At 65.3% G+C, this 10,718-nt stretch carries 10 protein-coding genes; all 10 read left to right on the top strand.

Going from position 1 to position 10,718, the window contains the following annotated elements:
* Nucleotides 1-11: 11 nt before the first annotated feature.
* The 10 genes from pyrF (at nt 12) to HMPREF3227_RS12135 (ending at nt 10,697) form a co-directional block, all read left to right on the top strand.
* Nucleotides 12-857, top strand: a complete 846-nt coding sequence (pyrF, locus tag HMPREF3227_RS12180) for an orotidine-5'-phosphate decarboxylase (protein ID WP_197418412.1) — start codon at nt 12-14, stop codon at nt 855-857.
* Between the two features lie 372 nt (nt 858-1,229).
* Nucleotides 1,230-1,550 (top strand): integration host factor, actinobacterial type, encoded by a 321-nt coding sequence (gene mihF, locus HMPREF3227_RS12175; protein WP_066493167.1) that lies wholly within the window; start codon nt 1,230-1,232, stop codon nt 1,548-1,550.
* Between the two features lie 25 nt (nt 1,551-1,575).
* Nucleotides 1,576-2,154 (top strand): guanylate kinase, encoded by a 579-nt coding sequence (gmk, locus tag HMPREF3227_RS12170; RefSeq protein WP_066493168.1) that lies wholly within the window; start codon nt 1,576-1,578, stop codon nt 2,152-2,154.
* A 56-nt stretch (nt 2,155-2,210) separates the two neighbouring features.
* On the top strand, nt 2,211-2,507 hold the full coding sequence (gene rpoZ / locus HMPREF3227_RS12165) for a DNA-directed RNA polymerase subunit omega (RefSeq protein ID WP_066493173.1): 297 nt from the start codon (nt 2,211-2,213) through the stop codon (nt 2,505-2,507).
* A 77-nt stretch (nt 2,508-2,584) separates the two neighbouring features.
* Nucleotides 2,585-3,838, top strand: coding sequence for a bifunctional phosphopantothenoylcysteine decarboxylase/phosphopantothenate--cysteine ligase CoaBC (gene coaBC, locus HMPREF3227_RS12160; protein ID WP_066513358.1), 1,254 nt, complete (start codon nt 2,585-2,587; stop codon nt 3,836-3,838).
* Nucleotides 3,839-3,951: 113 nt separating this feature from the next.
* Entirely contained in the window at nt 3,952-5,178 is a 1,227-nt protein-coding gene (gene metK, locus HMPREF3227_RS12155; protein ID WP_066493180.1) for a methionine adenosyltransferase, read from the top strand.
* A gap of 27 nt (nt 5,179-5,205) precedes the next feature.
* The gene (locus HMPREF3227_RS12150) at nt 5,206-7,236 is read left to right on the top strand and encodes a primosomal protein N' (RefSeq protein ID WP_066513356.1); all 2,031 of its coding nucleotides are present in this window, start codon (nt 5,206-5,208) and stop codon (nt 7,234-7,236) included.
* A gap of 448 nt (nt 7,237-7,684) precedes the next feature.
* Complete coding sequence (def, locus tag HMPREF3227_RS12145) at nt 7,685-8,194, top strand: peptide deformylase (RefSeq protein WP_066493184.1); 510 nt, start codon at nt 7,685-7,687, stop codon at nt 8,192-8,194.
* Between the two features lie 14 nt (nt 8,195-8,208).
* Entirely contained in the window at nt 8,209-9,156 is a 948-nt protein-coding gene (gene fmt / locus HMPREF3227_RS12140; RefSeq protein WP_066513354.1) for a methionyl-tRNA formyltransferase, read from the top strand.
* A complete protein-coding gene (locus HMPREF3227_RS12135) occupies nt 9,153-10,697 on the top strand; it encodes an RsmB/NOP family class I SAM-dependent RNA methyltransferase (RefSeq protein WP_066493189.1) in 1,545 nt (514 codons plus the stop codon). Before fmt ends, HMPREF3227_RS12135 begins: the two co-directional genes overlap by 4 nt.
* Nucleotides 10,698-10,718: the final 21 nt, after the last annotated feature.

Below are 10,718 nucleotides of genomic sequence, written 5' to 3'. Positions count from 1 at the left end.
AGCACAGCGCGGTGACGCGGAGCGATGCGACGTTCGGTGAGCGTCTCGTCGCCGCCGGCCGCGATCGTGGGCGTCTGTGCGTGGGCATTGACCCACACGCTCACCTGCTCGAGGCCTGGGGCCTCGACAACACCGTCGATGGCCTTCGCACGTTCACGCAGACGTGTGTCGAGGCGTTTGCCGAGACGGCTGCGGTGGTCAAGCCGCAGGTCGCGTTCTTCGAGCGCTTCGGCTCGCAGGGCTTCGCGGTTCTCGAGCGCGCGCTCGCGGACCTGCGCGACGCGGGCTGCCTCACGATTGCGGACGCCAAACGCGGCGACATCGGCAGCACCATGGTCGGCTACGCGGATGCGTGGCTGGGGGAGACCTCGCCGCTGCGCGCAGACTCGGTGACGGTCTCGCCGTATCTCGGCATTGGCGCGCTGGCACCGGTCTTCGAGACGGCCGAGCGTGTGGGCGGCGGCGTCTTCGTCCTCGCCGCGACGTCGAACCCGGAGGCTGTCGAGCTGCAGTCCATCACGGACGCGGACGGCCGCACCATCGCCCAGCGCATGGTCGACGAGGCGGCAACGTATAACGCGCCGCACGCGGCTGTTGGACGCCCCGGCAACGTCGGTGTCGTCGTCGGCGCGACCCTCGCGCAGCCGCCGGTCCTCGACGCCCTGGGCGGCCCGGTGCTCTTGCCGGGCGTCGGCGCGCAGGGGGCATCGGCAAGCGACGTGCTCGCTATTACCCAGGCGGCGCCGGAGCTTGGCTTTGCCAATGTTTCGCGCTCCGTCCTGCGCCACGGGCCGAGCGTCGACGCGCTGTGCGACGCGGTGCGCAGCCAGGCCGCGGAGTTTAGAGCGGAAGCCTAGAGTTTTTACCGCCTTGAGCAGCCCGGATGCAGGCCATCCGGGCTCTTTGTGCGTTTTCGGGCCGGAGTATTTGCGCAGGTAGGGGAGTTTTTTCAAGAAAATTCCAGCTCGATTTAATCCTTAGGCCGTTGTGCTGGTATTTTATGACACGCAGCGCGATGACGTGCCACAACGTCGCACTAGTGGCGGCGCGTTCGGCCCTGTTATCGTCGCAGGAACAAAACCGGTGCTAGGATTGCCAGAAGTCGGTATGCTTCCATGGATGTAACTTGCACGAGTTGCCCCGTTGAGAGGCAGTTTTTACCGAGAACTTCGGCGCCTGTAGCGCCAAGCAGACCCATTAATCACCTAGAAATATCGGAGGATACCGAAGTGGCACTCCCTAAGTTGACTGACGAGCAGCGCAAGGAAGCACTCGCAAAGGCCGCTGAGGCCCGTAAGGCTCGTGCTGAGCTGAAGGCAGCACTCAAGCGCGGCGAGACCAACCTCAAGGAGGTCCTGGAGAAGGCCGAGACCGACGAGATCATCGGCAAGACCAAGGTGTCCGCACTCCTCGAGGCTCTCCCGAAGGTCGGCAAGGTCAAGGCCAAGGAGATCATGGACAACCTCGAGATCGCTCAGACCCGCCGTCTGCGCGGCCTGGGCGACCGTCAGCGTCGTGCCCTGCTCGAGCACTTCGGCTACGAGTCCTAAACCCCGGACCTAGAAGAAGGCAGAAGTGTCTGGAGCACAAACACACGGTGAGCTCGTCGTTCTGGCGGGCCCTGCCGGCGTGGGTAAGTCCTCTGTGGTCCAGCGCCTGCGCAACGACGTAGACCAGCTCTACTTCAGCGTGTCCATGACGACGCGCCAGCCCCGTCCCGGCGAACGCGATGGGGTCGACTACTTCTTCGTTACTCCGGAGGAGTTTCAATCTCAGATCGATTCCGGCTCCATGCTGGAATGGGCAGAGATTCACGGAGGCCTGCAGCGTTCTGGAACGCCGGCAGGCCCTGTGGCGGAGGCCCGCGCGGCCGGCCGTCCCGTGCTGGTGGAAGTAGACCTGGCGGGTGCACGCAACGTCAAGCTTGCGTTGCCCGATGCTCACACTGTCTTCCTGGCTCCGCCGTCCTGGGAGGTGCTCGTCGAGCGTCTCACCGGCCGCGGTACGGAAACGCCGGAGGTCATTGAGCGCAGGCTGCAGACAGCCCGCAAGGAGCTGGCGGCACAAGATGAGTTCGACACCGTCATCGTCAACGAAAATCTCGATGACGCCGTCGCAGCTATCAGTGCTATCCTGCAAGGAGAGTCCGCTTAAGCTGCGGAGACTGCCCAAAGAATTCTTTCACAACCACAATTGACGAAAAGGTGCATGTGACTAACGTGACCGCCGTGAACAACGAGGCCAAGGTCGAGCCGGTCTTCGATCCGCCCACGGGCATTACCGCCCCACCGATCGATGAGCTGCTGGAGAAGGTCTCTTCCAAGTACGCGCTGGTTATCTTCGCCGCGAAGCGCGCGCGACAGATCAACAGCTACTACCAGGAGCAGGACGACGGCGTCTTCGAGTTCGTCGGCCCGCTGGTAACCCCGGAGCCGGGCGAGAAGCCGCTGTCTATCGCCCTGCGCGAGATTCAGGCTGGCCTCCTCGACCACGAGGAAGGAAAGTAAGCCGCTCGCTCCGTCGCGACCACCCCGCGTCTACCCGTTTCACGGGCCGGACGCGGGGTTTCGCGTAGTATTGGCCCGTGACTTCTTCCGCTTCTGCATTACCTCGAAAAATTGTTGTCGGCGTCGCCGGAGGCATTGCCGCCTATAAAGCCTGCCATCTCGTGCGCGACTTGAAAGAGCATGGCGACGACGTGCGCGTCGTGCCTACGCCCAACGCGTTGCAGTTTGTCGGTGCCGCGACTTTCGAGGCCCTGTCCGGCCATCCTGTCTCCACGACGGTCTTCGATGCCGTCGACGAGGTCCAGCACGTCAACGTGGGCCAGCATGCCGATGCCGTCGTTATCGCGCCCGCTACCGCCGACGTCCTTGCACGCCTCGTGGCCGGACGCGCCGATGATTTGCTCACTGCGACGGTGCTCGTGGCCACGTGTCCTGTCATTGTCGTGCCTGCCATGCACACGGAGATGTGGAACAACCCGGCCACGCGGGAGAACGTCGCCACGCTCCGCCGCCGCGGTGTGACCGTCATGGAGCCCGCACATGGCCGACTCACGGGCAAGGACTCTGGCCCAGGACGCCTGCCGGAGCCGTCCCAGATTGCGGAGTTTGTCCGCACGGAGCTCGCCGGTTATCGCACGCCCTTCGACTGGGAGGGTCGTCGCGTGCTTATCTCGGCTGGCGGCACCCAGGAGAACGTGGACCCAGTGCGTTATATTGGCAACCGTTCGTCGGGGCGCCAGGGCTATGCGTTGGCGGAGATTGCCGCGCAGCGTGGCGCGCGCGTGACCATCGTGGCTGGCGCGACGGACGTGTTGGAGACTCCCTCGGGCGCAGAGATTGTACGCGTGGGCTCGACGCGGGAGATGGAAGCCGCCATGAACGAGCGCGCGCCGGAGGCCGACGTCATCATCATGGCTGCGGCTGTGGCGGACTACCGTCCCGCGGACGTCGCCGACTCGAAGATGAAGAAGGGGAGCGCGGACGAAGAGCTTGCGACGCTGCACCTCGTGGAGAATCCGGACATCCTCAAAGGGCTCGTCGCGCGCCGCGACGCCGGTGAGCTCAAAGACGGCGTCGTCATCGCTGGCTTCGCTGCGGAGACGGGCGATGCGATGCATTCGGCGCTCGATTACGCGCGCGCGAAGTTTGAACGCAAGGGCTGCGACGTGCTCATGGCGAATGAGGTCGGCGTGGGCAAAGTACTCGGCCAGACGACGAACTCGGGCTGGATTCTGCGTCGCGGTGCTGAGCCGACCGTTGTGGAGCTGGGCAGTAAACAGGTGGTCGCGGCCCAGATCTTGGATGCCGTGAATGCAATTGCCTCGGAGTAGGCCGCGTTAATTGCCAAGATAGACCGCTTGGTCTAATATTGCCCTTTGTCAACGCTTGGGGCCAGAACCATGCGCCGTCTATTCACCCCTGTTATACAAAGGACACACATAACGTGACGAATAACGCCGTGACCGCGACCCGACTCTTTACGTCTGAGTCGGTCACTGAAGGCCACCCCGATAAAATCTGTGACGCCATTTCCGACACCATCCTCGACGCCTTGCTCGAGAAAGACCCCCACGCCCGCGTCGCCGTGGAAACCCTCGTAACGACCGGCCAGGTCCACGTCGTGGGCGAGGTTTCCACGACGGGCTATGTCGAAATCCCGCAACTCGTGCGCAAAACCCTCGTCGACATCGGATTCATCTCCTCCGACGTCGGATTCGACGGCACCACCTGTGGCGTCAACGTCGCCATTGGCGAACAGTCCCCGGAGATCGGCGCAGGCGTCGATGTCGCGGACGAGATTCGCTCCGGCGAGGCCGGTGACGACCTCGAGCAGACCGGCGCCGGCGACCAGGGCCTCATGTTTGGCTACGCCACGAACGAGACCCCGGAATTCATGCCGCTGCCTATCTCCACGGCTCACCACCTTGCACGCCGCCTCACCGCCGTGCGCAAGGAGGGCATCGTCCCGCACCTGCGCCCGGACGGCAAGACACAGGTCACCTTCGCCTACGACGAAGACGAAAACCCGGTGCGCATCGACACCATCGTCATCTCCACCCAGCACGATCCGGAGGTCGACCGCGAGTGGCTCGTCGAGCCGCTGCGCACCGAGGTCGTCGAGTACGTCATCAAGGCCAACGACCTTGATCGCTACTACGACGAGCAGACGAAGCTGCTCATCAACCCGTCGGGCTCCTTCATTCTCGGCGGCCCTATGGGCGACGCGGGCCTCACCGGTCGCAAGATCATCGTCGATACCTATGGCGGCATGGCCCGCCACGGCGGCGGCGCCTTCTCCGGTAAGGACCCGAGCAAAGTCGACCGTTCTGCGGCCTACGCCATGCGTTGGGTCGCGAAGACCATCGTCGCCGCTGAGCTCGCGGACCGCGCGGAGGTCCAGGTGGCCTACGCCATTGGCCGCTCCCAGCCGGTCGGCCTCTACGTCGAGACCTTCGGCACCGCCAAGAACGGGCTCACCGACGGCCAGATTCAGGCCGCCGTCAACGAGGTCTTCGACCTGCGCCCGCACAAGATCATCGCGGACCTTGACCTGCTGCGTCCGATCTACCGCGCGACCGCCGCGTATGGTCACTTTGGCCGCACCGACGTGAACCTGCCCTGGGAGGACACCTCGCGTGCGCCGCTGCTGCGCGCCGCCGCCGGTCTCTAGCCCCCGCACGCGCTAGAATCGAGCGCTATGCCTAAGAAAACACCCGCCGCCGTTGACCCGGTCGTGCGGGTGTTGCCGTTGTTGCGGGTGGCGCACTTGGACCGGGCGTTCGACTACTACGTCGACGAGGCGGAGTCCGAGGTCGCCCAACCCGGCGTTCGCGTGCGCATTCGCTTCAATGGCCAACTTCAGGACGGCATCATCCTGGCCCGCGGCGCGGAGACTGAATTCCAAGGAACGCTGCGCTTTATCGACCGCGTGGTTTCGCCATATCCCGTCTATACGGAGAAACTCTCTGCTCTCGTGGAGTCGCTTGCCAAACGCTACGGCGGCGCGCGCTCGGATATCATTCGCGTGGCAATCCCGCCGCGCCACGCGAAGGCGGAAGAGTCAGATCTCACCACGCCATGGGAGGAACTCGGCGAGTCTGTCGAGCCTGACCTGTCCGGATGGTCCGCTTATCTCCATGGTGAATCCTTTGTCGATGCCGTCCTCGCCGGAAACGTCGCCCGCGCCGCGTGGCAGATCGCGCCCGGCGATGATTGGGCCAGCGCGCTCGCGGCCTTAGGCGCGAAGGTCGCCCGCGACGGGGGAGGAGTGCTCATGGTCGTTCCAAACCAGAAGTCCCTCGATCGTCTCGAAGCAGCTTTCCGCGCCGTCGTAGGCGCCAAGCAGGTCACCACGTTGGCGAACTCCTTGGGCCCTCAGGCGCGTTACCGACGCTACCTTTCGGCTCTCCAGGGCCAGGCGCGTATTGTGCTGGGCACGCGTTCTGCCGCCTTCGCACCTGTACACGACCTGCGATTGGCGGTCATCCTTGACGATGGCGACGATAACCTTGTCGATCCGCTCAAGCCTTACGTGCACGCCCGTGAGGTTCTCACAACGCGCTCCGCGTTGGAACATGCCAGCCTTATCCTCGCCGGCCATGCGCGCACGGCGGAGACCCAGCTCCTCGTCGAGTCTGGCTGGGCTCATGACCTTGTGGCGAGCGCCGCGACATTGCATGCCCGTTGCCCGCAGATTGCCGCGGTGGGCCGCTACGGCCTTACTATCTCCCGCGACATGCGCGGCGGCACGACCTCCGTGTCCGGCCCCGCGTACCAAGCCGCCCGTGGTGCGCTCGAACGCGGCGAACCCGTCCTAGTCCAGGTCCCACGTAAGGGCTACGCGCCCATCCTCTCGTGTGGCAACTGCGGCAACCCCGCTCGCTGTCGTCACTGTGGCGGCCCACTGGGCATGAGCCAGCAGGGCTCCGACCCTGAGCGCGGCTCGCTGCCCACCTGCGCCTGGTGCGGCCGCGTCGACGCCAAGTACCGGTGCACCGAGTGCGGATCGCCCAAACTCCGCGCCATCGTCCTGGGCACTGAGCGTACCGCCGAGGAACTCGGCCGTGCGTTTACGAAGACGCGGATCATCGTCTCCGGCGGTAACAAGGTGATAGACGAGATCCCGTTTAAGCCGGCGCTTGTGATCGCCACGCCCGGCGCCGAGCCCCACGTGGAGGGCGGGGAGCGCTACGGCGCAGCGTTGCTCCTCGAGCCCGGCGCGCTGCTTGGGCGCCAGGATATGCGCGCCACCGAGGACGCCCTCGATACGTGGGCGCATGCCGTCACCCTCGTGAGTCCTGCCATGAAGGGCGGGGAAGTGATCATTACCGCGGAGCCGGAGCTGCCCGTCGTCGACTACCTGTGCCGGTGGGACATGGTGGGCGCCGCGCAGGCGGAGCTCGCCGCCCGCCGTGAAGTGCGTTTCCCGCCCGCGGTCCACATGGCTGCCGTCGATGGCGCCCATGCGTCGCTCGAAGAGTTCTTACGCACCGCTGAGCTTCCCGATCATGCCGAAGTCCTTGGTCCGGTCCTGCTGCCTGTCGGAGTGACCCCGCCGGGACAGTATGACGAGGAGAAGTACGGCCCGGCGCAACGCGTCCTCATTCGCATCCCGCTGGGGCCGCGTGCACAGCTGGGCACCGCGCTGCGGAAAGCGAATGCCGCTCGCAGCATCCGCAAAGACGACCTCCCGCTGCGTATCCAAGTAGACCCCATAAACATCGGTTAAATCGGAATAGGTTGTTTCTCAAGCTAATGGTGTTAATGACACCATGCATTTCACACGGTTTATTTTCACCCCCGTAGCGTGTGTTTGGCGTTTAATGAATAGCCTGGCATGGAATTGCGTCCGATAAGGACGAGCTGGCCAACCCTGCGCCACCGTCTGGATGCTCATCCTTGTTGGCTTCGTGCTCGCCCTGGCTGGACTCTTCCTGGTCCGCCGCCGCAGCATCGACGCAGCAACGACGCAGCAGTCAGGCTGTACCCAGCCTGCGACGAGGTAGCAACTGGGCAACAACTCAGTTGTCGCGTGAGTCCACGCCGCCCTGCGAGTTTTCTCGAGAAGGAAGAGCCCACGGCGCGGGGCCGTCGCGCTTTTCGGGTCCGACGTGCACTATTCTGGTCACTTGACTGTCTATTACCAAAAACTATTACGCAGGAGAACGAGCAGCACCTTGAGCATTCGCGATATCCGCATCTACGGCGATCCGGTCTTGACCAGCATCGCCACGCCATTCGACACGTTTGATTCGAGTCTCGAGCGGCTCGCCAATGACATGTTCGAGACCATGGAAGACGCTGGCGGAGTGGGCCTGGCCGCCAACCAGATTGGACTCACCAAGCGCATCTTCGTCTATGACTGCTCGCACGTGCAGCCGGGGATGCGTGGCGCGCTCATCAACCCCGTGTGGCAGCCGCTGGGGGACATGCTCCAGGTCGGCCCCGAGGGCTGCCTGTCCATTCCGGATATCTCGGCGGAAACTGTGCGCCATGAAACGGTGCGCGTCTCCGGCTTCGACGTCTTCGGCCGCCCCGTTGGCATGGCCGTCTCCGGACTCATGGCGCGTTGCGTTCAGCACGAGACGGATCACCTCGACGGCGTGCTCTTCCTCGACCGCCTCCAAGGCGACGTGCGCAAGCAGGCCATGGCCGAGGTCCGCGCCTCCGACTGGTTCAACGCGTAAAAAGGAGATCCCACATGCGACTGATTTTTGCTGGCACGCCCGAACCCGCCGTCGTGGCTTTAGAGAAGCTCATCGCCTCCGAGCACGAGGTCGTGGCCGTCATTACTCGTCCCGACGCGCGCCGGGGTCGCGGCCGCACGCTCCACCCCAGCCCGGTCAAGGCGCTGGCCATGGAGCACGGTATTGAGGTGCTTACGCCCACCACGCTGGGGCCCGGCACCGAGGACGGCCAGGCCCTGCGCGCCCGTCTCGCGGAACTCCAGCCCGAGTGCATTCCGGTTGTCGCTTACGGCAATCTCATTACCAAGGATCTCCTCGACGTGCCTACGCACGGTTGGGTGAATCTGCACTTCTCGCTGTTGCCCGCCTGGCGCGGCGCCGCTCCGGTCCAGGCCGCCATCGCCGCTGGCGATGACATCACGGGTGCCACCACCTTCCGTATCGACGAGGGGCTCGACACCGGCGTCGTCCTCGGCACGATGACCGAGGCTATCCGCGACACGGACACCGCTGACGATCTCCTCACGCGCCTGGCCTACGCCGGCGGCGATCTCCTTGTCGCGACAATGGACGGTCTCGCTGCCGGGATCATCGATCCGCGCCCGCAGGAGGGGGAGGCGACGTACGCGCACAAGATTACGACCGAGGACGCGCGCATCGACTGGTCGACGCCTGCCTTCGCCGTCGATCGCCACATCCGCGCACACACCCCAGGCCCCGGGGCCTGGACCATGTTGGGGGCGGATCGCATCAAGATTGGCCCCATCCAGCTTGCCGATGCCCCCTCGCCGCTGGCCCCAGGCCAGCTCGCCGTCACCAAGAAGGCAGTCTTCGTCGGAACAGCGACGGACACCGTACGCTTGGGGCAGATTCAACCGCCAGGAAAGAAAATGATGAACGCCGCAGACTGGGCGCGTGGTGCGCTCGCGGATGTCGAAAGTGGAGAGGTGATGTTCCAATGACCGGAGGATTCCGTTCCCGTTCGAAGTCGGGAGACAAGCCCAAACCCGAGCGCGACAACCGCGAACGGCGCGAGGAGCGCCGCGACCGTGGCCAGCGCCGCGATGACCACCGCGGTTCCCGTAACCGCGATCGCGGCAAGGGCCAGGGCCAGCAGCGCCGCGGCACTTCCCGTGAGCAGGCCGCCAAGGATTTCCTGCGCTCCGCGCGCCAGGTAGGCGTCGACGCACCGCGCGCCGTTGCCTTCGATACGCTGCTGCGTGTCGAGACCGATGACGCCTTTGCCAACCTCGTGCTGCCCAAGGCGCTGCGTAAAGCGAAGCTCGAGGGCCGTGACGCGGCATTTGCTACGGAACTGACCTATGGCACGCTGCGCGCCCTCGGCGTCCTCGATGCGGTCATCGCGCGCTGCGCGACCCGCGGTCTCGAGGCCATGGCGCGCGAGGTTCACACCGCGCTGCGCCTGGGCACCTACCAAGTGCTCTACACCCGCGTGGAACCGCACGCCGCGGTCGACACGACGGTGCGCCTCGTCGAAGCCGCCGGGCACGAGCAGGCCAAAGGCTTTGCCAACGGCATCATGCGCACAATTACCCGCACGACTCCGGAGGCGTGGCTCAACCGGCTGGCTCCCGCCGGAGAAATTCCAGCGCTTGCGTTCAAGCATGCGCACCCGGCCTGGATCGCCGAGTCCTTCTCTCGCGTGCTCGGACTCGGTGAGCTCGAGGAGGCGCTCGATGCTGACTCACAGCGCCCGCTCGTCCACCTCGTGGCCCGCCCCGGCGAAATTTCCGCCGAGGAACTCGCGCTTATGACCGGCTTCGAGGAAGGCAAGTATTCGCCGTACGCCGTCTACATGGAGCACGGCGACCCGGGCGACCTCGAACCCGTGAAGCAGGGCCTGGCCGCGGTTCAGGACGAAGGCTCGCAGCTCATCGCCCGCGCCGTCGCGGAGGCCCCCATCGAGGGCACCGATGGCGGACGCTGGCTCGATCTCTGCGCTGGCCCCGGCGGCAAGGCGGCACTCATGGGTGCGCTCGCTCGTATCGAGGGTGCGCGCGTCGACGCCGTTGAGGTCTCGCCCCACCGCGCCGAACTCGTGCGTAAAACCACGGACGGCCTGCCCGTCGACGTCCATGTCGCCGACGGGCGCACACCGGACCTTGAGCCCGGCTTCGACCGCGTCCTCGTCGACGCGCCGTGCTCGGGCCTTGGCGCCCTGCGCCGACGCCCGGAGGCACGCTGGCGCAAGGAAGAAGAGGACATCGGAAAGCTCGCGCCCCTGCAGTTCGAGCTCCTGAGCTCGGCGCTGAACCTCGTGCGCCCGGGCGGCATCGTCGTGTACTCGACCTGTTCGCCGGACCTGCGCGAGACCCGCGCCATCGTCGACCGTGCCAAGCAAGAGCTCGGCGCCGTCGAGCTCGATGCGCACGAGCTCATCCCTGACATGGGGGACACCGGCCGTGAGCTGTCCGTGCAGATGTGGCCACACCGTCACGGCACGGACGCGATGTTCTTCGCCGCACTGTGTCGCGGGGCCTAAGTTCCCCGTGGCGCGCGGTCA

It is taken from the genome of Corynebacterium sp. CMW7794 (genome assembly GCF_001563605.1).
In the GTDB taxonomy this organism is placed as follows: Bacteria; Actinomycetota; Actinomycetes; order Mycobacteriales; family Mycobacteriaceae; genus Corynebacterium; species Corynebacterium phoceense.
The sequence above is the reverse complement of the archived record's forward strand: the minus strand, read 5'-3'. Positions and strand labels throughout refer to the sequence as shown.